Origin of the sequence: Deinococcus alpinitundrae (assembly GCF_009982895.1) — a bacterium.
Lineage (GTDB): Bacteria > Deinococcota > Deinococci > Deinococcales > Deinococcaceae > Deinococcus > Deinococcus alpinitundrae.
In genome coordinates this window covers 34,439-55,913 of sequence record NZ_WXZL01000011.1, presented here as the reverse complement: position 1 = coordinate 55,913, position 21,475 = coordinate 34,439, and the positions used below count along the sequence as shown (strand labels likewise).

Annotated in this window: 19 protein-coding genes; 11 read left to right on the top strand and 8 right to left on the bottom strand. The window is 67.9% G+C overall.

The genetic code is table 11. From position 1 onward, the window contains the following. Positions 1 to 551 precede the first annotated feature (551 nt). Both GUI70_RS11880 and tilS read right to left on the bottom strand, forming a co-directional pair. Positions 552 to 1,928: an HD-GYP domain-containing protein gene (locus GUI70_RS11880; RefSeq protein ID WP_237724862.1), complete on the bottom strand. Its 1,377-nt coding sequence runs from the start codon at positions 1,926 to 1,928 to the stop codon at positions 552 to 554. 79 nt (positions 1,929 to 2,007) lie between these two features. Further along, entirely contained in the window at positions 2,008 to 3,666 is a 1,659-nt protein-coding gene (tilS, locus tag GUI70_RS11875; RefSeq protein ID WP_161882529.1) for a tRNA lysidine(34) synthetase TilS, read from the bottom strand. A gap of 56 nt (positions 3,667 to 3,722) precedes the next feature. Between tilS and GUI70_RS11870 the strand changes: the two genes are divergently transcribed. Further along, complete coding sequence (locus GUI70_RS11870; RefSeq protein WP_161882528.1) at positions 3,723 to 4,202, top strand: peroxiredoxin; 480 nt, start codon at positions 3,723 to 3,725, stop codon at positions 4,200 to 4,202. Positions 4,203 to 4,206: 4 nt separating this feature from the next. On the opposite strand, the gene GUI70_RS11865 is transcribed toward GUI70_RS11870, so the two are convergent. After that, a complete protein-coding gene (locus GUI70_RS11865; protein WP_161882527.1) occupies positions 4,207 to 4,719 on the bottom strand; it encodes a hypothetical protein in 513 nt (170 codons plus the stop codon). 128 nt (positions 4,720 to 4,847) lie between these two features. On the opposite strand from GUI70_RS11865, the gene GUI70_RS11860 reads away from it, so the two are divergent. Beyond that, positions 4,848 to 6,011, top strand: coding sequence for a class I SAM-dependent rRNA methyltransferase (locus GUI70_RS11860; protein ID WP_161882526.1), 1,164 nt, complete (start codon positions 4,848 to 4,850; stop codon positions 6,009 to 6,011). A 388-nt stretch (positions 6,012 to 6,399) separates the two neighbouring features. Further along, positions 6,400 to 8,172, top strand: coding sequence for a DEAD/DEAH box helicase (locus GUI70_RS11855; RefSeq protein WP_161882525.1), 1,773 nt, complete (start codon positions 6,400 to 6,402; stop codon positions 8,170 to 8,172). Positions 8,173 to 8,247: 75 nt separating this feature from the next. Here GUI70_RS11855 and GUI70_RS11850 read toward each other — a convergent pair whose 3' ends face one another. Then, positions 8,248 to 9,600: a phytoene desaturase family protein gene (locus tag GUI70_RS11850; RefSeq protein WP_161882524.1), complete on the bottom strand. Its 1,353-nt coding sequence runs from the start codon at positions 9,598 to 9,600 to the stop codon at positions 8,248 to 8,250. A gap of 29 nt (positions 9,601 to 9,629) precedes the next feature. Further along, on the bottom strand, positions 9,630 to 10,517 hold the full coding sequence (locus GUI70_RS11845) for a UbiA family prenyltransferase (RefSeq protein ID WP_306468299.1): 888 nt from the start codon (positions 10,515 to 10,517) through the stop codon (positions 9,630 to 9,632). 92 nt (positions 10,518 to 10,609) lie between these two features. Here GUI70_RS11845 and GUI70_RS11840 point away from each other — a divergent pair, with 92 nt between their 5' ends. The 4 genes from GUI70_RS11840 (at position 10,610) to GUI70_RS11825 (ending at position 14,828) form a co-directional block, all read left to right on the top strand. Next, positions 10,610 to 11,230, top strand: coding sequence for a TetR/AcrR family transcriptional regulator (locus GUI70_RS11840; RefSeq protein ID WP_161882523.1), 621 nt, complete (start codon positions 10,610 to 10,612; stop codon positions 11,228 to 11,230). Between the two features lie 32 nt (positions 11,231 to 11,262). After that, positions 11,263 to 12,288 carry a c-type cytochrome gene (locus tag GUI70_RS11835; protein ID WP_161882522.1) on the top strand — a complete coding sequence of 342 codons (1,026 nt, stop codon included), beginning with the start codon at positions 11,263 to 11,265 and terminating at the stop codon, positions 12,286 to 12,288. Positions 12,289 to 12,456: 168 nt separating this feature from the next. Beyond that, positions 12,457 to 13,332 carry an alpha/beta hydrolase gene (locus GUI70_RS11830; RefSeq protein WP_161882521.1) on the top strand — a complete coding sequence of 292 codons (876 nt, stop codon included), beginning with the start codon at positions 12,457 to 12,459 and terminating at the stop codon, positions 13,330 to 13,332. A gap of 74 nt (positions 13,333 to 13,406) precedes the next feature. Continuing rightward, positions 13,407 to 14,828 carry a LysM peptidoglycan-binding domain-containing protein gene (locus tag GUI70_RS11825; protein ID WP_237724861.1) on the top strand — a complete coding sequence of 474 codons (1,422 nt, stop codon included), beginning with the start codon at positions 13,407 to 13,409 and terminating at the stop codon, positions 14,826 to 14,828. 7 nt (positions 14,829 to 14,835) lie between these two features. Here the strand turns inward: GUI70_RS11825 and GUI70_RS11820 are convergent, their stop codons facing one another. Further along, on the bottom strand, positions 14,836 to 15,903 hold the full coding sequence (locus tag GUI70_RS11820; protein WP_306468297.1) for a hypothetical protein: 1,068 nt from the start codon (positions 15,901 to 15,903) through the stop codon (positions 14,836 to 14,838). On the opposite strand from GUI70_RS11820, the gene GUI70_RS11815 reads away from it, so the two are divergent. The 4 genes from GUI70_RS11815 to GUI70_RS11800 all read left to right on the top strand — a co-directional run bounded on the left by GUI70_RS11815 (position 15,898) and on the right by GUI70_RS11800 (position 18,895). Further along, complete coding sequence (locus GUI70_RS11815) at positions 15,898 to 16,467, top strand: hypothetical protein (protein ID WP_161882519.1); 570 nt, start codon at positions 15,898 to 15,900, stop codon at positions 16,465 to 16,467. The two genes, GUI70_RS11820 and GUI70_RS11815, sit on opposite strands and share 6 nt — an antisense overlap. Before the next feature lie 128 nt (positions 16,468 to 16,595). Next, positions 16,596 to 17,657, top strand: a complete 1,062-nt coding sequence (locus GUI70_RS11810; RefSeq protein ID WP_161882518.1) for an Mrp/NBP35 family ATP-binding protein — start codon at positions 16,596 to 16,598, stop codon at positions 17,655 to 17,657. A gap of 5 nt (positions 17,658 to 17,662) precedes the next feature. Continuing rightward, entirely contained in the window at positions 17,663 to 18,349 is a 687-nt protein-coding gene (locus tag GUI70_RS11805; RefSeq protein WP_161882517.1) for a helix-turn-helix transcriptional regulator, read from the top strand. 9 nt (positions 18,350 to 18,358) lie between these two features. Further along, positions 18,359 to 18,895, top strand: coding sequence for a 2'-5' RNA ligase family protein (locus GUI70_RS11800; protein ID WP_161882516.1), 537 nt, complete (start codon positions 18,359 to 18,361; stop codon positions 18,893 to 18,895). Positions 18,896 to 18,904: 9 nt separating this feature from the next. On the opposite strand, the gene GUI70_RS11795 is transcribed toward GUI70_RS11800, so the two are convergent. After that, a complete protein-coding gene (locus tag GUI70_RS11795; protein ID WP_161882515.1) occupies positions 18,905 to 19,717 on the bottom strand; it encodes an NAD(P)H-binding protein in 813 nt (270 codons plus the stop codon). A gap of 23 nt (positions 19,718 to 19,740) precedes the next feature. Beyond that, positions 19,741 to 21,345, bottom strand: a complete 1,605-nt coding sequence (locus tag GUI70_RS11790) for a gamma-glutamyltransferase family protein (RefSeq protein WP_237724860.1) — start codon at positions 21,343 to 21,345, stop codon at positions 19,741 to 19,743. Positions 21,346 to 21,475: the final 130 nt, after the last annotated feature.

Sequence of the window (21,475 nt, the reverse complement as noted above, 5' to 3'; positions counted from 1 at the left end):
AATACAGACTTAAATAAATCGCCGTAGTATGAATCGTTTCGTTTGAAACTTTAAAAAGAGATCGGCTTTGACCATCGTCTCTGTCTATCAAGTCATGATGGGGTGACAACAAGAATTGCATAGTGGCTTCATGTATCAGTCTGACCTCGATCTCATGACCAAAGCCCAACTCAACACACTATGGCCAGCCGCACCGGGCCACCCTGACTCTTCAAGGTCCACAGCGAGCCGCCTGGACCGCTGGGTCCGCCGCGTATCGGATCACCTGAGCCAGCGCCGCCGCACCGGGTGACACGGACTCCACTCAATGAGAGCTGTTGTTAGAAAAGCGCTTGCGTTTTGACGACAACTCCAAAAGACATTCGTAGAGTGCTGAATGCCACGAAATCACTCTCTCCACCCCACTTCCTGGGCGGATCGGATTTCACCAGTTCCATGAATCAGTCTCAATCAGAGTCTGTATGAGATGTCCTTATCTTGAAGCCGGGCCGGGCGTTTTGCAGCTGCAAACCACTCGGTTTCTTGTGATTTTGGGTGACTGTGAATTCGGCTCAGCGTACCAGCTTGGCGTCGTCCTGCTCGGACATCATTCTGAGGAAGGCGTCCACGAACTGCGGATCAAACTGGCTGCCGGACTGGCGGCGCAGCTCCTGCAAAGCGCGCTCGCGGCTCCAGACGGGCTTGTAGGGCCGGGCGTTGACCAGGGCGTCGTACACGTCAATGATCGAAAACAGCCGGGCAGCGTCAGGAATGTCCTGACCACGCAACCCACTGGGATAGCCGCCACCGTCCCAGCGCTCGTGGTGGTAGCGCACCAGATCGAGCGTCTCGGCGGGCAGGAAGTGTAGGTCTTGGAGCATGTCGTAGCCGATGGTGACGTGACGCTGCATTGAGGCGCGCTCGTTGGGATCGAGTGGGCCGCGCTTGTGCAAGATGGCGTCCGGCACGGCAATCTTGCCCAGATCGTGCAGGTACGCGCCCCAGCGCACCGCCTTGAGGCGCTCGTCGTCCCAGCCGAGCCGGGCCGCCAACCGCAGCGCCAGGGTCATGACCCGCTGGGTGTGACCCCCGGTGTCGTCGTCACGGTGTTCCAGGGCCAAGCCGAGCGCCTTAAGGGTAAGGTCGTTGGCGTCACGCAGTTCGCGGATGGCGTAGACCTGACCGAGCTGCGCGCCGAGGAAGCGGGCGAACGACTCGACCACCGACTTCTCGTCAGCCTCGAACTCGCGGTCCTCGCGGGTCAGCAAAATCAGGCCCAGGTGCTGGGTGGCGCGGCCATAAATGTTGACCACCAGTTGGGTCTTACGCTGCGGGCGCTTGAGCAGGGCCAGCACCTCCTCGGCCACCCAGTGATCGGCCTGCACGCTGCGGCTGTCGTTGTCGCTCGGCACGATCGGCTGCTCGATGAACGGCTCGAAGGCCCCACGTGCCGCCAGGATCATCGGCGTGCCGCGCCGGTAGGCCACCATGGCAAAGTGCGGAGCCACCCGCAGGTTTTGTAGAATGGCGATGCCCGCGCGGATAATCGCCTCAGCGTCGCGGGCTTCGCCCAGCTTGACACTGCCCTCTTCGAGCGCCTTGACGGTGTCGTGCAGCCACTCGGTCTCACGGGCCTTGGACCCCTCACGAATCGAGAGCAGCCCCAGACCCAGAATCAGCGCCAGCGCGCCGAGCAGACTCCACGGCTCCAGCCTGGTCTTGACCAGCACCAGCGTGGCGGTGAAAGCCAGCGCGTACAAGGCAATGGGCAGCCACTTCCACAAACCGCCCAGCCGCTGGGTGAGGGCCGCGCACAGCACCGTCATGCCCACGATCAGCGAGGTATTGCGCAGCACGACGCCGTAGGCAACGCCGCCTGCGGCCAGCACGGCCAGCACGATCAGCGGAGCGGATGAGGGAGGCGCAGCGGAAGCGGCAGGTGCGGACACAGTTCAGAGTTTAGCACTGTCTTAACTTCTCTTCACGTCTGGATTGCTTCAATTTCCGCTCCAGTCACCGGCCACACCTTTATAGTGCGGCAGCGCGAAACCCGGCGAAGGCCGACTTGAGAAGCTGGGCAGCCTGGGCGGCCCTTATGCCCGGAGTGACGCTCAGCGGGTGGCCCCAGGTATGCGCGAGCAGATCGCTGACGCCGCCAAGTGCCCCGGCACGCGGGTTGGCAGCCCCGTACACCAGCCGCCCCAGCCGGGCCTCGATCGACGCGCCCAGGCACATCGGGCACGGCTCCAGGGTCACGTAAAGGGTGCAGCCGGTCAGATACGGCCCGACCACCCGCGCCGCTTGCCTCAAGACGCCGAGTTCGGCATGCCGGGTCATGTCGCCGAGTTCGCGGCTGCGGTTGGCCGCCGAGGCGATCACAGCCCCGCCGCAGACCACCAGCGCTCCCACCGGCACCTCGCCGCGCTGGGCCGCGGCCACGGCCAGTGCCAGCGCCTCGCCCATGAAGTGGTGATCGGCCTCTGCACCTGAGAGAGGCTGTTCGGGGCCAAAGCCTGACCCGGCCTGTGCGCGCGCGCCCAGCGCCCAGGTCGGCGGCTGAGTACCGAGCCACTGCACGCCACCAGGCGCGGCCAGCAGCCACAGCCGGTCACGCTCAGCCCTGGACAAACGCAAATCGCTCAGCACGTCGCTGACCTTGCGCTCGCCGCCGCTGAGACGGATGCGGTCGCCGTCCCGGCGGTGTCTCAGGGTCCAATCGGGCGGAAAGGTGAAATCGGGACGCAGCCCATGGGGGGCCGGAGCCGGGCGAGACAGGTCCAGTTGAGGGAAGGGACCGCCGATCACGCTGAGATCGCGGCCTGCGGGCAGGGTCAGGTGATGGGTCACGCCCCGTTCCAGGGCCGAGGCCAGCGTGTCGAGGTGAGCGGCGTGAAAGTCCAGGCTTGCGTGCTGCAACTCGCGGCGCACCACGCGCCTGAGCAATGCCGGAGCCTGCCCCCGGCGCGGCAGGTGCGGCGTAAAGCGCCCAGCCAGCTCGCTCAGCACGGCGTCGTCCTCGGCCTGGTAGCGGGCCAGACGGGTCAAGCTCTCGTCCAGTCCCGGAAAGCGGGTGTGCAGGAGGGGCAGCACCTCGTGGCGCAGCCAGTTGCGGGTGTAGCAGGTGTCGGCGTTGCTGGCGTCCTCGCGCCAGGGCTGCTGCCAGTGCGCCAGGGCCGCTCCGATCTGCTCGCGCCCCACCCCCAGCCAGGGACGGCGCAGCGTGCTGCGTGCCGGGGCGATGCCGCTGAGCACCGCCTCGCCGCGCAGCAGTTGCCATAGCACCGTCTCGGCCTGGTCGTTGCGGGTGTGGGCCGTCAGAATCAGCTTCAGGCCGCGCTGCTTGGCGACGCGCGCCAGAAAGTCGTAGCGTAGCCGCCTCGCCGCTTCCTCGGTGCTCCAGCCACGCTGCTCGGCCACCCGCGCCACCGGAGCGCTGCCCAGCTCGCACGGCACGCCCAATTCCCGGCACAGCGCCGCCACCCATTCGGCGTCGGCGACCGACTCGGGCCGCAATTGATGATCAAGATGGGCCACAATGGGCGACGCGCCGACTTGCAGCAGCGCCCGCAAGAGCGCCACGCTGTCGGCCCCACCCGAGACGCCCACCACCAGCGGCCCGCTGAGCGGTTGGGCGTAAGCGCGCAGCGGCGACAGCAGAGGGGTCAACAGAGCGCGCGGGCGGGGCATCTCCGGCCATGATAAGCCCCTTGCCCCGCGCCTACCGGCCCCGCATACTATCGGGCATGTTGCGTCCCGGCCAGACCGCGCCCCTGTTCGAGGCCAGAAGCGATGAGGGCCAGTTCCTCTCGCTGCTGGCGCTGCGCGGGCAGTGGGTGGTGCTCTACTTCTTTCCCAGAGCGATGACCCCAGCCTGCACCATGGAAGCCGCCGGGTTCGAGACGCTGATAGGCGACTTCCAGCAGCGCTCGGCCCAGGTCATCGGCGTCAGCAGTGACACCGAGGCCCGCCAGGCGCTGTTTCGCGACACCTGCCACCTGAGTTTTGCGCTGCTGCCCGACTCAGAAAAGCGTGTCTGCCGGGCCTACGGAGTGCTGGGCGGCCTCGGCGGCTGGCTGGGCCTGAGCCAGCGCTGCACCTACCTGATCGATCCGGCCGGAACGGTGGTTCGGGTCTGGACCGTCACCGAGCCGGGCCAGCACGCCGCCGAGGTGCTGCGCGAACTGTCGGCCCGCCAGCCGGTCAGCTCGCCGGGCCAACGCTAAAGGGCTAGAGCCTGGCGCTGGCCTTCATGCCGCTGAGCTTGAGCTGGTCGCCCGGCAGACTTGCACCCGAGAGTGCCTGCACCCCGAAATACCCGTGTCCGGCCTTGGCCGCCCGGTCGAGGGCCGACCCGGACAGCTGAAAGCCCGTCACCTCGCCGCCCTTGAGGCTGAGGGTGCCGATCTTCTGGGCGCTCTCGCCGCTGACCGCGCACAGCTGCATGCTGCTGCCGGGCAGGGCGGTGCAGCTCGGCAGGCTGCTGCGCAGGTACACTGCCACCTCGCTGAGATCACCCATGCCGCCGTACTGCACCTGACCGCTGACCCGCACCTGGCTGAGCAGGCTGGGCAGCGACGTACCCGCGAAAGCGTCGGAGCCGTCGTAGGCGACGTACTGCTCGAAGCCTGCGCTGGCGGGCAGCTTGAGAGCTTGATCGGGAATGCCAACGGCGGGCAGCGGCACCACGCCGCACCCGGCCAGCAGAACAGCGCCGAGGAAGAGAACTGAGGACTTTGACATGGCGGCAGCTTAGCCGCCCGCGCCGCACAGAGCCCTGAAAAAATTCGCCCTGCACATCGAAAATCCCGCATTCAGGGTGATCTGGCCCGCATTGAGCCGGGCCGCGCCGACGTGAAATACTCACCGCCATGAATGTGACGATCAAGACCCAGGCCCTCAGGCGTTTGCGGGGCCGCTACCCCTTCGGCCACGCTGGCGATGTTCTCAGCGCCGACAGCGGCATCGGTGCGGGAGAAGTGGTGGACGTGCGCGGCGAGGACGGCAGCTTCGTGGGGCGCGGCTACTTCAACGCCCAGGGCGCGACCCCGCTGCGGATGCTGACGCTGGAGCGAGAAGACATCAATGAGGCATTTTACCGCCGCCGTATCCGGGCTGCGCTGAACCGGCGAGAGGGGCAGATTCAGGACACCGACGCCATGCGGGTCGTTTACGCTGAGGCCGACGGCCTGCCGGGTGTGGTGGCCGACCAGTTTGCGGGAGTATTGGCAGTGCAGCTGCGCAACGCTGGGGCCGAGCACCACCGCGAGCTGATTCTCAATGCGCTGAAAAAGGAAACTGGGGCCGGGGCCGCCTACGAGCGCAGCGATACCGGCGAGCGCCGGAAGGAAGGGCTGGACCTCAAGACCGGCGAGCTGTGGGGGGAGGTGCCCCGCCGCGTGCGCTTTTTCGAGGACGATCTGGAACTGTTTTTCGACTGGCAAGACGCTCAGAAAACCGGCTTCTTTCTGGACCAGCGCGACAACCGCCGGATGCTGGCCGCCCTAGTGCAGCCGGGCCAGCATTTTCTGGACGTGTACTCCTACACCGGGGGGTTCAGCCTGCACGCGGCGCGGCGCGGCGCACTCACCGTCGCGGTGGACAAGGACGCCGCCGCGCTGGGCATTCTGGAAGCGGTGGCCCGCGCCAACAAGCTGCAAGCCGGCGCACGGCTCGGCGACGCGCTGGAGGTGCTGGCGCAACTGGAGCGCGAGAAACGCCGCTTCGACGTGGTGGTGCTCGACCCGCCCACCCTGGCCAAGCGCCGTGACGACGTGCCCAATGCCAAGCGGGTATTTACCGACGGCGCGGCCCGCGCGCTGCGGATGCTCAACCCCGGCGGGAAGTTGCTGATCTCCACCTGTGCCCACTACCTAAGAGTGGACGACCTGCTCGACGCAGCGCGGGTGGCAGCGGGCGAGGCGAGCGCGGCGGCGCAGGTGATGGCCGTCACCTACCAGCCTGCCGACCACCCCTACATGCTGGCAGTGCCGGAGAGTCTGTATCTCAAGAGCGTGCTGCTGAAAAAAGACTGACCTGGGGGCATTCAACCGGGGCCAGTGACTGGACCGAACGACTGCACCCAGCAAGCCCGCCAATTGACCGGGCAGACGTACCCGCGAGGTAACACCAACCGGGCGGGTTGTATCCTTGGGTGAGATGCAAGGCCACACACGGGCCGGGCTTTTCGTGTATAGTTTACCCTTAGTGCCAGTCGAGAGCGATTGGCCACACCCGAAAATGCCGCCTGCGCTTGTTGAGCATTTCCCCGCGTTTCAGGCAAACCCCCAAGCGGCAGGGTCGTTCACCGGACAAGATGAGCTGTCGGCGCATGCAGTGGAGATTTGAGGCTTTGAGAAGCTCCCAAGTTGCATGTCTGAAGGCTTTCACCGGCGCGTGTACGGACCCCGGAAAAAGGACTCCATGCAATTTATTGAACTGATCAATCCCGAACTCGCCGGGCGTCTTGCGGCGCAGGGCATCACCGAAGCCACTCCCATTCAGTCCGAGAGCCTGCCGCACACCTTGCAGGGCCGCGATCTGATCGGCCGCGCCCGCACCGGCACCGGCAAGACCCTGGCCTTCGCGCTGCCGATCATCCAGGGCACCCCGCCCAGCCGCGAGCGGGGCCGCTCACCGCGCGCCCTGATCATGGCCCCCACCCGTGAACTCGCCAAGCAGGTCGCCGAGCACTTCCACAAAGCGTCCGGCGAACTCGAAGTGCTGACCATCTACGGCGGCGCGGCCTACGGCCCCCAGGAAAAGACCCTGTCACGCGGTGTGGACATCGTCGTCGGCACGCCGGGACGCATCATCGACCACATCGAGCGCGGCAACCTGCTGCTCGACGCGGTGCAGTTCGTGGTCCTCGACGAGGCCGACGAGATGCTGAGCGTGGGCTTTGCCGACGCCATCGAGGAAATCCTCAAGGCCACCCCCGAAACCCGCCAGACCATGCTGTTCAGCGCCACGCTGACCCGCGACATTTTGAGAATCGCCAAGCAGTACCAGAACGACCCGGTCACGGTCGACCTGGTCGGCGAGGGCAAGAGCCAGGCCGCCGTGAGCGTTGAGCACCTCAAGATCCGCGTCGGGCGCACCCGCACCCGCTTGCTGGCCGATCTGCTCACCATCTACAACCCCGAGCGCGCCATCATCTTCGCCCGCACCAAGCGCGAGGTTGACGAGCTGGCCTTGGAGCTCATTCACCGTGGCCTGGAAGCCGAGGCCCTGCACGGCGATCTGGCCCAGAGCCAGCGTGAGCGTGCGCTGGGAGCTTTCCGCGCCGGACGGGTGCGCGTGCTGGTCGCCACCGACGTGGCCGCGCGCGGTCTGGACATTCCTGAGGTCGATCTGGTGGTGCAGTACCACCTGCCGCAGGACCACGAGAGCTACGTTCACCGCTCGGGCCGCACGGGCCGCGCCGGGCGCACCGGCACCGCCATCGTGATGTACGGCGACCGCGAGCAGCGCGATTTGCGCAACCTCGAGCACGCCACCGGCGTTCACTTCATCGAGCGCGCCCACCCCACCCCCAAGGACGTGCGTGACGCCTCGGCCCGCACCGCGGCCGACCAGGTCCGCAAGGTCGAGAGCGAATTCGCCGAGCCGTTCCAGGCCGAGGCCGAGCGCCTCTTTAGCGAGCTGGGCCTCGAGAGCTTGGCCCGCGCCCTGGCCCGCATTGCCGGAGCGGTGACGCCTGCACGCACCGTCAGCCTGCTCAGCGGCGAGGAAGGTCAGGTCACCGTGATGCTGCACGGCCAGCGCATGAGCGTGGCCCGCACCGTCGCGCTGATTGCCCGCAGCACCGATATCGACAGCCGCTCGCTCGGCCGGGTGCGCCTCTCGGACGAAGGCGCGGTGGCTGACATTCCCAGCGAACTGGTGCAGAAGTTGCTGGCTGCCTCGCCGCTCGACGGCCAGGTGGAGGTCAGCGTGCCCGACGAGCTGCCCACCCTACACGAGGCTCCCCAGCGTGAGCGCTCCGGTGACAGCCGCAGCGGCGGCGGCTACCGTGGCGGCGGTCGTCAGGGCAGCGGCGGCGGACGCTACAGCAACGACCGGGGCAACAGCGGCAGTGGCGGCGGCTACCGTGGCCGCAGCACCAGCAGCACGGGCAACAGCAGCGACTTCGGTAGCCGCGAGTTCGTGCCCAGCGGCCCGGAGCGCAGCAGCGACCGGCGCGACCGACGCTGAGCGAGCACAACCCAAATCAAGGAGCGGGCGTCTGGAATGGACGCCCGCTCTTTTTGGTTCTCCACTTAGCCCAGCTCAGCGGCGCTGAATCAGCTTGCGGACGATCAGTGCCCCGCCCAGAATCGCCGGAATGCCGCCGCCGGGATGCACCGCCGTACCGACCTGCCACAATTTGCCGGACACCCGGTACGGCTGCGGATGAAACGGCCCGGCCCGCCAGAACGGCTGGGCCGCGCCATAGATGGAGCCGCCCGGCGTGCCGAGTGCGGCGTAATAGGCCGGACCCAGCGCCCTCACATCCAGCGCCGAGTCCAGGAGTCCCGGCACGCCCAACACCCGCTCTGTACGCTCAATCTGCCCACGCACCCAGGCGTCGTTCAGGCTCAGCTGCTGCCCACTGGCCGGAACAGTGAGCAACAGCGCCAGCTTTCGCTCCTCGGCGTGCACCAGCGCCAGGGTGTCGGGCGGCAGGGCAGTGCTTCGCGTGGCGGCGCGAAAGTCGGCAAAGTTCGTCGGCGCGACGACACTGGTGGCGGGCAGCAGCACGGCGTCGGCGAAGGCGGCGTAAATCGCCAGTCCGCTGACGGTGCGCGGCCCGCGCCTCACTGCTCGTCCACTCAGCTCAGCCCGCCGCGCCGGATCAAGGGCGCTGACGATCAGATCATGGCGTACCGTCTCGCTGCCCAGCCGGACGGTGGCCCGCGCCGCGTCCAGCTGCGTGACCGGTGTGTGGGACCGCAGCCACACGCCCCGATCTCGGCAGAAGCGGATCAGCTCATTGAGCAGCGCCCCCATGCCCCTGGCAGGCCGCGACACCTCGTCGGCGATCAATGCTGGAAGCAGCGCGTAGAGTGCCGGGGCATCCTGCGGGCCGAGTCCAGCATTGAGGGCGTGGGTCTGAATCGCATGCGCCAGGAGCGGCGAGAAGCGTTGCGCGTCGGTCCAGCGCTGGGCCGTCAGGTGTCCGGCCAGCACTTGGCCCAGCGCGGCGCTCGCCTGTACAAACGCGGGGTCGCTCAGGCGCGGCGGCGTGGTCAGCAGGGTTTCGACATGGGGGCGCAGCGGGCGCACCAAGTTGACGTAACGTGCCCACTCGCCCGCCAACAGGTGGTCCGGAGGCACCGGCAGCGGCACGGACCCGAACGGCGTGTGGTGAAGGCCCAGGCCAGCCGGAAATGGTTGCAAATCCAAGCTGTCAGCTTCCCCCAGCGCAGTCAGATAGCGCCGCCACACGCCCGGAAAGGTGAACAGACTCGGCCCGGTGCTGAACGTCAGGCCGCCCACCTCCAGTTGCCCCAGCTTGCCGCCCAGCGCTCCAGCCTCGTATAGCGTGACCGCATGCCCGACCTGGGCCAGCAGGGCCGCCAGCGCCAGGCCCGCCAGCCCGCCGCCCAGAATGCCGATAGAGCGCTGACCGGTGCTAGCCACGTGCCCACAGGCAGACCGGCTGCACCCCACTAGCCTCTCGCCAGGGTGTACACCAGCTGCACCCCGCTCACTGCACCGACGATCCAGGGCGAGACGATGCTCAGCGGGTAGAGGCGGGCGGCCTGGCAGGGCGTGGGGCGGCGACGCAGCCGCAACGCCATGCCGCCACAGACCAGCCACACCGCCGCGCTGCTGAGCGGACTGAGCGCCCACACCAATGCGCCCGCCAGCCCGAACCAGCCCAGGGCATACAGGGCCGTGCCGGACGCGCCGAGGTGGGTCGCCACCGTACAGGTGCCCGCGCCCACATCGGCCTGAATGTCCTGCACGGCGTCAAAGGCATGCTTGCCCACCGCGTAGGCGCACAGGGCGGCGAAGGCCAGCCACGGCACCGCCGCGCCGACCATCAGCGCCGGGATCAGGAGCGGCAGGGCGTAGGCCACGTTGGAAAGGCCGTCGAGAAAGGGGCGGGCCTTGAAGCGCAGCGGGCGCAGGCTGTAGCCCGCGAACAGCAGCGCCGAGAGCAGCAGCACGCCAAGCGCGGCGGGCGGCAGCCACCAGCCCAGCACCAGCAAGAACGGCAGATTCAGCCCCAGGATCAGCCACAGCAGCGGCCCGGCCTCGCCCGGCGAGAGCCGCGCGCCCTGCCAGCCACCTTTGCGGGCGCTGCGGGCGTCCTCATCCAGATCGGCGCAGTCGTTGAGGCCGTAAATCAGTAGGTTGAAGGGCAAAGTCAGGTAAAGCAGTAGCACTAGCCAGACCAGTGAGCTGTTCCAGAGCTGCCCCGACAGCCACAGCCCGGTGACGGCCACACCCAGAGTGTTGATCCACAGCGCCGGGCGCGACACCAGCAGCATCTGGCGCAGAGGCAGGGTCATAGGCATCAGGGAACGGGGGCGCGGCTGCACACGGCTCACGGCAAGAAGTATAGGGGCGCGGCTGTGGGCGGGTTGTCCGGGGCGGCGGGCGTGCGAAAACCTCTGCACCAAATCCCGCTAAACTGCCCGGCATGGCCCGGCACGTTGATCCTGTGCAAGACCGATTGCGCCGCGCCGCGCTGGAGCAAGCGGCCTACCAGGCCATCTTCGAGTACGGTTTTGCCAGCGTCACGCTCGGCGACATCGCGGCGCGGGCAGGCGTCAGCAAGGGCACGCTGGCCTATCATTTCGGCAGCAAGGAAGAACTGCTGGCCGCCGTGATGCGCCGCTTCGTGCGGACCGTGACGGCGACGACCCGGCGCGCTCTGCGGCTGGCCGACGGCCCCGAGGCCAAGTTGCAGGCGTATGTGGACAACCAGTTTTACGGCGTGCTCAACACGCGGCGCTTTTACACCGTCTCGCTCGATCTGCTCTCGGCGGCAGCCCGCAGCGAGGCACTGATGGCCGTGCAGCGCGGCTTTATGGCCGCCAACCTGAGCCTGGACACCGAACTCGCCGCCCTCGGCGCAGGCGATCAGTGCCAGCCCAACAGTCTGGAAGCGCGGGCATGGCAACTGCGTGCGCTGGTCGACGGCCTGAGCATGCGCTTTTTGTCGGACCCGGTTCCCGATCTGGAGCGCTACCGCCGCATCTGCCTGACAGGGCTGAGAGCGGTCTTGTGGCCCCGTTCAGACGGTATTCAGGAGGGCTAAACCGCCCAAAAGCCTGTGCTAGCCTGAATCCCATGAGAAACGCTTTTATCGTGTCTGCAGCACTGTTGCTGGTCGGCACACTGGGCGGCGGCTTTACCGCTTTCCGACTCGCCACAAACCACGAGGCCGCCGCTTCCGCCGAAGCGGGCGGGGAGGCCAGCACGCCAGCCACCAGTACCCCTGCCGCCGACGGCACCAGCGGCACGGCAGGAACCGGAACCACCATGGCGGGCAACGCAGCTTCAAGCGACGCCGCCGCCAACGACACGACCGGCACCGGCACGTCGGCCACGGCCAGCGCCGCCCAGGGCAGCACCCCCACCAGTACGGCGGCCCCCTCAAGCTCCAGCACTTCCAGTACCATCCCGGACCCCAACGCGGCAGGCGCGCCGGGCAAGAATGTCGACAATGCAACCGAAGACAGTGCCAACAACCCCGCCAGCGGCACCCAGGCGAGCGCCGCCCAGACGGACCAGACCAACGGCGTCAACGATCTCTCCGCCGGTTCGATGCCGACCAGTCGCGCGCCCCAGAGTCCCAACGCCTCGGGCAACGCGCCCGGCAAGACCCAACCGGCAGGCAACGCCAGCGCTGCCGAGGGCGCAGTAGTGGTCGCCAAGGACGGCGCTTCGGGCCAGTCCTCCACCACCCCCGCCGAAGGCGCGCCCACCCAGCCCACCAGCGCCGACAATCCCTCGGGCAAGGCCCCCGCACCGGGTAGCAGCGCCGAGACCAGATCAGATTCAACCAGCCAAACGGCTCCGGCCGCAGCGGGCGCGGGCGACGCCGGGGCGGGCAAACTGATCTTCACCGGGGCCAAGAAGCCGGAAGTCAACTGCGCGGTGTGTCACGGTGCAGGCGGCAAGGGCGGCATCGGGGCCAACCTGACCACCGCCGACGGTCCCAAGTCCTGGGACGACGCCCAGTTCACGGCGGCGTTGCGCCAGGGCCAGGCTCCCAACAAGATGCTCAACACCACCATGCCGCGCTTCACCGACGCTCAGCTCAGCGACGACGAGATCGTCAACATCCATGCCTTTATCAAGACGCTGAAGTAGTTCGGCGTGAGCGGGAAGCGGGAGACAAAGAAAGAGGTGGATGGGCCGCCTATGCTCCCAGCCGCCTCTTTTCCTTTGGCGTCGTTTTCATGTTTTCCAGCCTTCCAGAAAGCCGTTTGGCAGCCAACGTTTCAGTTCAACCGCATACCTCTGCACTAGCCTGCACCCATGAAACGCCGTCTGTTCGTCTTGCCAGCCCTGCTCGCGCTGGGGGTGGCCCTCACTGCCTGCAACCCCGTCGCTACCCTCAATAACACCACCAGCCTCAGCGGCCTGAACGTGACCCGCAACCTGCCCTACGGCCCCGACGTGCGCAACCTGCTCGACATCTACGCGCCCCCGCAAACCGCCGAGACGTCCTCCAGCCTCAAACCCGTGGTGCTGTTCATCCACGGCGGCTCGTGGACCAGCGGTGGCAAGGACGAGTACGTCTTCGCAGGCGAGAGCCTGGCGCGCGCCGGGTACGTCACGGCAGTGATGAGTTACCGCCTGGCCCCCCAGCACCCCTATCCCGATTACATTCAGGACGCGGCGCAGGCGCTCAAGTGGCTCCAGGACAACGCCGCGAAATACGGCGGCAACGGCCAGCGCCTCTACGTGGTCGGGCACTCGGCGGGGGCCTTCAACGCCGTGGAAGTCGTGGACAACGCCCGCTGGCTGACAGAAGCCGGGGTCAAGACCAACACCGTGCGCGCTGTGGTGGGCATCGCTGGCCCCTACGACTACGACTTCCGCAAGTTTCCCAGCAAAGATGCCTTCCCGGCAGGCGGCGACCCGGCCAACATCATGCCCAGCCGCCACGTCCGCTCCGACGCTCCGCCGAACCTGCTGCTGGTGGCGGCCAACGACACCACCGTGGACCCCGACAACGGCGAGCGCATGAAGGCGGCCCTGCAAGCGGCCGGTGTGCCGTACACCTACACCGTACTGCCGGGCCTCAATCACATCACCATTGTGGGCGCACTCTCGCGCCACCTGACCTTTCTGGGCGGGACCCGCAAGGCGGTCCTGGACTTCCTGGCGGCCCAGGAGCGCAGGCCATAAAGGTTCGGGAAGTCCGCTAGACAACTCAGCGCCGCATCAGGTTCGGATGAGGCTGACATGATGGGATGGCCGCCATGTCTCATCTAACGCTGCGTCTTTCACTCGTGTTCACGCTGCTCGGTTCGTCCGGGCTGGCTGCCGTGACCGTCAAATCCGGCGATACCCTGTTCCGAATTTCCCAGCGTACCGGCGTCAGTGTGGCGCGGCTTCGCTCGCTCAACGGTCTCAGCAGCAACCTGATCTCGCCGGGTCAGGTCCTCAACACCGGCGGCCCCAGTGCCCAGCCACTTCGGGCGCTCCCGAAACCCGCCACCAAACACCCGGTCAAATTTCCAGTCGGATCTGCCAGCAAGCCTGCTGCAATCGCAGTTGCCGCCCGCAGGTCCATGGCCAGCCGCTACACCGTGCGTCCCGGCGACACCCTGGGCCGGATCGCGGGGCGCGGCGGCGTCAGCGTGGCGGTCCTCCAAGCGGCCAACCGCCTGAGCGGCACCCTGATCCGGGTGGGCCAGGTGCTGGTGGTGCCGCCGCCCGGCAGCGCGGTCAGCAGCCTGACCCACCGTATTCCGGCCCTGCCGCCCACCATGGAGGCCCGCACCGTCTACACCTACACCACCGTCGGCGTCAGCGACACCTTCGTGACGCTGGCAAAAACAGCGCAGCTCAATGCCAAACTCACTCCCGCGCAGTTCATGACGCTCAACCGGCTTTCCTCGGCCTGGGTGTATCCCGGCATGAAGGTGCTGCTGCCCCGGCGCGTCCCGGTTCCGATTCCACCGCGCCCGCGCCGCCGCGCCGTGACGCTCTCGGCGATGCGGATGCTAGGCATCAAGATACAGGTGGTCCGGGTCGATCTCAGACACCGCGACGTACTGGTGTCGCCGGTGCTGCCCCGGCGCGGCATCGGCAGCAGCGCCCGCGTCAGCATCCTGGCGCGGCTCAGCGGCGCGGCCGCCGTCATCAACGGCAGCTATTTCCATCCGCAGAGCTATATTCCGGCGGGCGACCTGGTGGTACAGGGCAAGCGGCTCTCGTGGGGGCGCATTCCGGTGGCCCTCTCGATCACGCCCGACAACCGCGCCCGCATCGGTGGCGGGGCGGGCGGCCCCAGCGTAGGCAGCGGCGCAGGCAGTCAGTGGAGCGGCATGGAAACCGTGGTCGCCAGTGGCCCGCAGATCGTGCGCGGCGGCGCGCTGACCCACGTGTATTCCGCCGTCTTTCAGGACCCGGCGCTGTTTGGCCGCGCCGCCCGCAGCGCCGTCGGCCTGAGCAGCAACCGCGATCTGCTGATGGTCAGCACCCACGAACGGCTGACCATCAGCGAGATGGGCAAGATCATGGCCCGCCTCGGTGCCCAGGACGCCCTGCTGCTCGACGGCGGCTCCAGCGCGGGCCTGAGCTGGAACAATCTGTCTGTGCTCGACAGCGTGCGCAGCGTCGCCTACGGTATCGGCGTCTTTCCAGGCTACGGGGGTCGGCGCTACTCGCGCAGCTGAGGCGGTTTCAGCGTCCCACCCGCACGTCCTCGATCAGCTCGCGGCCCAGCTCGGCGGCCACCGGCCCCAGCGGGCTGGTCTGTGCGCCGAGCAGGGTGACGAGTTTGTCCTGGCGGGCGCTACTCAGGTACGCCCAGCGCTCCAGATCGCCGCGCCAGAGCTGCGCCGCTGCGTCGCGCACGAACCGCACCGCGCCGTCGAAGTACCCGACCTGCGCCGCCAGGCGGGCACGTTTCTCGGCCTGCACCAGATTCAGGCCGCGCGTGGCCAGCAGCACCCGGCGGGCCTCGCGCTCACCGCCGAAGCCGTAGAGTTGATCGAGCCGGTTCACGGCCCTGGGAAACGCCAGCCCTACCTGCGCTCGCCAGACGTGCGGCAGCCGCACCCCGCCGTCCGGCCCGCCCGCCGCCCACAGGTGCCGCCAGCTCAGCAGCGCCGGGTACAAGCACTCCACCGCCAGGCGGCGCACGTCGGCCAGCACCAGCAGTTGCGCCGCCGGGCCAGAGCCGCTGCTGGCGGCGGGGCCGAGCAGGTGCTGGGCCGCTGCCAGGCGGGTCTCAGCCTGCTCAATGAGGCCAGCGCGGAAGTCGGCCCGTTGCGGGAGCGTAAGCGACTGCAGGGTGCGCTGCACACTACCGAGGCTGCCGCTGGGATCGTAGATGGGCCGGCACTGGGCCAGCAGCCCCAGCGAACCGCTGGTTTGGAGCAGCGGCCAGTCCTGCCAGACTTCCAGCGATTCGTAGGGAAAGCGCAGCCGCACCACGCCCGCCTCGGTTTCCCGCAGCGGGAATTCGGTGCCGGGCCTGATCAGGCCGCGCTCGAAACTCAGCAACGTGGGGACGCTGCCCGCCCAGGCATTCGGCGTGCGGGCACTGCCCGCCTCGGCCAGCGCCCGCACCCGGCGCTCGGTGCTGAGGCGCTGCGCGATCTGTTCAAGCGGCTCCATACCGGGCCTACTGTACTGCCCGAGCGGTCCCGGCTCGACCTGCCCGGCACGGGACAGAGCCTTCATCCTCGCCGGGCGGCCCGGCGTCACGTCGGCGTCAGCGCGCCGCAGTAGACTGAGGCCATGCAAAAGTCAGTCCGCTCTGCTCTTTTGACACTTCTGATGCTCTCCTCGGCCCAGGCCCTGAGCTGGCAGGGCAGTGTCGTCGGCGGAGCGGGGCTGCCGCCCAGCGCGCGCGTGGGGGTGTGGAGCGCTGGACCGTCGGGCGCGCCGATCAGCGAACTTACCAGCGCGCCCATCAGCAGCGGCACCTTCACGCTGAAGCTCGATGACGCCCCACCCAGCCGCGCCCAGTTTCCGCTACGCCCCGAGAGTATCGGCTGGCCCGGCGTGGTCGGCGACGTGAACCTCAGCGCCCCCGTGCTGAACAGTGCGGTGAACCTGTTCGTCTACGACGACGCCAACCGCAACGGCAGGCGCGACGACAACGAGGCTCTGATTGACGCCTTTCCCGACGTGCAGCGTCAGCCGCTGGTCACGGTCTGGGTCAGCGGCAACGTGACGGTGAGCGCCGGACACGGCTTCTCGGCCCGCCTGGTCAGCGGCTGGAACACCTTTGTGGTGGACCTGGGCCGCAACGCCAGCGTGAGCACCTACAGCGGGCAGCCGGTCAACCTGCGGGTGCGGCCCTGAAGAACCGTTTCTGAAGCCGCCGGGCCGTGCAGCACGCGCTGCAAGTCAGGTTCTGGGCACCACCGACCCGCCGCTTTTGTGATGCCCAGCCTTGCCGCCGCCCGCCAGATGAGATACAAGTGCAGGATATGCGAGAAGCGGTTCTAGACTCCCTGCGCTCGGTCAACGATCCCGAGCTGCACCGCGATCTGGTGTCGCTGGGCATGATCGAACGAATTGACGTGACGCCGCTTGAGCAGGGCGGCAGCGCCGTCACGGTCAAGGTCAACCTCACGACTCCGGCCTGCCCGCTCAAGGCCACCATTGAGCGCGACGTACGGGCCGCCGTGATGGGCGTGCCGGGCGTGGACGTGGTCAGCGTGGAGTTCGGCGCGCAGGTCCGGATGCCCGCGACCCCGCCGCTGCCGGGCGTCAAGAACGTGCTGCTGATCGGCAGCGGCAAGGGCGGCGTGGGCAAGTCGTCGGTGGCGGTCAACATCGCCTGCGCGCTGGCCCAGAGCGGCGCGAGTGTGGGGCTGATGGACGCCGACGTGTACGGGCCCTCGGTGGCGCACATGCTGGGGCAGGGTCAGGCCAAGCTCGTCGGCAACGCCGAGCGCAAGATGCTGCCGATCGAGGCGCACGGCATCCGCTTTATCAGCATGGCCAACCTCTCCCCCGCCGGACAGGCGCTGGTGTGGCGCGGCCCGATGCTGCACTCGGCCATTCAGCAATTTCTCAAAGACGCCGCCTGGGGCAACCTCGATTACCTGATCGTGGACCTGCCGCCCGGCACCGGCGACGTGCAGCTTTCGCTGACCCAGAGCGTGCAGGTGACCGGCGCCGTCATCGTGACCACCCCGCAGGACGTGGCCCTGATCGACGCGGCGCGGGCGATTGACATGTTCCGCAAGGCCAGCGTGCCGGTGCTGGGCATCATCGAGAACATGAGTTACTTCGTGGCCCCCGATACCGGCACCGTCTACGACCTGTTCGGGCGCGGCGGCGCGGCCAAGCTCGGCAACTACCCCCTGCTCGGCGAGGTGCCGCTCGACACCGACGTACGCCGCGACGCCGACAACGGCACGCCCGCCGTGCTCTCGCACCCCGAGGCGGCGGCCTCCAGAGCGCTCAGGCAAATCGCCGAGAACCTCGCCGGACGGGTCAGTGTGCAGACCCTGGCCGAGTTGCCGATGGCACAACTGGTCTAAGCGCCGTGACCCTTCTTCCCACCACTTCAGCGCTCCAGGCAGCTTCAGATGCGGCCAGTCTCACTGCGCCGCCCAGCCTGCCGGAGCGCACCAAGAGCAAGCTGCTCGACACCATCAAAGCCTGCGACTGCGCCACCGCCCAGACGCTGGCCGACAAGCTGGGCGTCACGGTTCCGGCCATCCGGCGGCACCTGCAAGATCTGCAAGACGCCGGGCAGATCGAGGTCCGCACCGAGAAGCCCGGTGGCCGGGGCCGCCCACAGCACGTGTATGTGCTCACCGAGGCGGGCGAGGCGACCTTTCCCAAGGCCTACGACGCCCTGTGTCTGGATGTGCTCGGGCATGTGGAGCAGCTGTTCGGCGAGGGCGCGGTCATGCAGGTGATGGACGCCCGGCGGCTGGCGCTCTATGCCCAGCTTTCGGTGGTTCTCGACCGGCACAGCGAGCTGGGCGGCAAGCTGCACGCGCTGGCCATCACCCTCAACGAGCACGGCTACGCCGCCCGCGCTTACCAGGAGGGCGGACAGTGGTATCTGGTGCAGCGCAATTGCCCGGCCCCCGCCGTTGCCAAGCAGTTTCCCCAGCTCTGCCAGGGCGAACTGGCGCTCTACCGCGACTTGCTGAAGGTGCCGGTGAGCCGCGAGGCCCGGCTCTCGTGCGGCGCGGCGGAATGCCGCTACAAGGTCGGTTGAGCCGCGCGTATGGCGCTCTACAGCATGGTGGCCTGGCCCACCGCCGAACTCAGCGAGTGGCTGATGGGGGTGCAGCGCCGCCTGGGCGTCAGCAGCTACGGCGATCCGCACCTGAATTTGCGGGTGCCGTTCGAGTACGCGGGCACACCCAAGACCCTGATCTGCGACGTGCGCCGTAGCCTCGCAGGCGTACCGCCGTTTGAGGTCGAGTTTCTGCGCTGGCGCAGGTTTCCGCACGTCGTTTTTCTGGAATACGCCCTCAGCGTGCCGCTCAGCGATTTGCACCAGCGACTCATTCAGGTGCCGGGCGCGCCTGCTGGGAAGTACGATGGCGAGCACTTCATCCCGCACCTCTCGCTGGCCATCGGCATCTGCGACTGGGCCGAGGAAAGCGTCTGGCGCGAGCTGGAGCAACTGCGCCCGCCGCAGCGCAGCTTCACGGTGCAGGCCGCCTCGCTGACCCGTGAAGGCGGCGGCGAGTTGCACGAGGTGCATACCTTTCCGCTGGGTTACAGCCTGGCCGGGATGCGCGAGCAGGAACAGTAACGCGCCCCCTCAGCGCCAGGCCACGAGTTCGCGCTGCACGAAGGCCCGCAGGTCATTGGCGGGCCGCCCCAGCAGCTCCTCCACCGTACGGGTGACGCGCCCGGCCCGGCCCAGCCGCGCCACGGTGTATTCGGCCAGCATGAACAGGACGAAACTGGGAGGAACGCCACGCTTCAGGCCGAGACGCACGAACGCGAGTGGGCTGGGATCGGTATAACGCACACTTCGCCCCAACCCGTCACTCAGCACCTGGGCCACCTCAAAATAATTGGGCGCGGCGGGGCCGGTCAGGTCGTAGGCCCGCTCCGCGTGGCCGCCCTGCAAGGCCAGAGCTGCCACCTCGCCCACGTCCAGCACATCTACCATGCTGGTGCGGCCCTGTCCGGCAGGTAAAAAGATCTCGTCTCTGAGGCGGATGTCGTCCCGGTGGGTGGTGGAGAGGTTTTGCATGAAGTAGCTGGCCCGCAGAAAAGTCCACTCTCCGCCCGAGGCCATCAGCAACTTTTCCATCTGGCGGTGCGGCAATACTGGCACTTTTTCGGCCCCTAGAATCGACAGAAAGACCACGCGCCGGACGCCCTGTGACCGGGCCGCCTCGATGAGTGCCCCAACCTGAGCCGTCGTCGTGCCGGGCGGCCACATCAGAAAGAGGGCCGCGCAGCCCGACAGTGCCGAATAAGTGGCCGCGTCCGCCAGATCAAAGTGCACCGCCGCGCCCGGCCCGGTCCACTTCTCCGGCGTCCGCAGGCCCACCCGCACCGCCGCGCCGTTGTCGGCCAGAGACTGCGCCGCCGCGCCCCCGACCCGCCCGCTCGCACCCATCACGAAAACCGGCCCGGAAGCGCTCAGAAGGCCGCCACCTGACCGTCGGCACGGCTCTCGCTGCCGCCGATCAGCACCCCTTCGGGCGTGCGCCAGATGATCTGGGCACGCCCGAAGCTGGCTCCCTCGGTCTGCACCCGCACGGTGTGCCCCATCCGGGAGAGTTCGCGCACAGCCCGCTCGCCGAAATCGTATTCCACCTCAATCTCCTGGCCGCTGAGCCACTGCCAGCGCGGCGCGTCGATGGCCGCCTGCGGATTGAGGTGGCCGCGCAGGGTATTGAGCACAACCTGCACGTGGCCCTGCGGCTGCATGAACCCGCCCATGACGCCGAACGGCCCCACTGCACGGCCCTGGTGGGTCATGAAGCCGGGGATGATGGTGTGGTAGGGACGCTTGCCCGGCGCGAGGCGGTTGGGGTGGCCCGACTCCAGCGTGAAGTTGTGGCCCCGGTTGTGCAGCGCCACGCCGGTTCCCGGCACCACCACGCCGCTGCCAAAGCCCATGTAGTTGCTCTGGATGAAGCTGACCATGTTGCCCTGGCCATCCGCCGTCGCCAGATACACCGTGCCGCCACTGCCGGGGCCGGGCGTCTGGGGGTCACGGGCCGTATTGGAAATCAGAGCGCGCAGCTCTTCGGTGTGGGCGCTCGACAGCAGCCGCTCGACCGGCACCTCGGCGTGCCTAGGATCGGCAATGTAGCGGTGTGCGTCGGCAAAGGCCAGCTTGATCGCCTCAATCTGCAGGTGCAACGAGCGCGGATCGTCGCGGCCAGGCGGCAGCTCCAGCCCGTTCAGGATGCTCAGCGCGATCAGGGCCGTCAACCCCTGGCCGTTCGGCGGAATCTCCCAGATGTCGTGCCCCTGGTAGTGGGCGCTGATCGGGGTGACCCACTCGGAAGTGTGAGCAGCCAGATCGTCGGCGCTCAGAAAGCCGCCCGCCTGCCGACTCGCCGTGTGAATAGCGCGGGCCGTCTCGCCGTCGTAGAACTCGGCCCCCTGGCTGTCGGCGATGCGCTCCAGGGTGCGGGCATGGTCCTCGGAAGCCCACACCGCGCCGGGCGTGGGGGTAAATCCGGCGGGCATGAACACCTTGAACCACTCGGCGAACTCGGGGCCGCTGAGGGCCGCGTAGCTACGTGCCGCCCGCGCCCAGTGGCGGGCCACCTCGGGGCTGAGCGGGTAGCCCTGCCGGGCATAGTGAATGGCAGGCGCGAGCAGCTTGGCGAACGGCAATTTGCCTTGCCGGGCGTGCAGATCGGCCCAGCCGCGCACCGCGCCGGGCACGGTCACGGGGGTCCAGCCGTGGCGGGGCATTTGGCCGCTTCCCAGGGCTTCGGGGGTCAATTGGGCTGGGGCCGCACCGCTGGCGTTGAGGCCCGTCAGTTCACCGCTGCCCTTGGCGTCCGCCTGCCAGCACAGAGCGAACGCGTCGCCCCCGATACCGTTGCTGGTGGGTTCCAGCACCGTCAAGGCGGCGGCGGTGGCAATCGCGGCGTCGGCGGCGGACCCACCCTCGCGCAGGATGAAGAGGCCGGCCTGGGCCGCCAGCGGCTGTGAGGTGGCCACCATGCCGCCGCGTGCCAGCACCGGCTGGCGGGTGGATTTGTAAGGATTTTCGGGGTTCATGTCTTCAGTGTGCCACTCCCGCATCACCGGCATGTGGAGTGGCGGCATTGAAGCCAGCTCTTAAAGAATTTGACAGAGAAGATTCCCGTCTTCTGCGTTCGAGCAGGCCCAGTGAATGACGTGCGAGAGC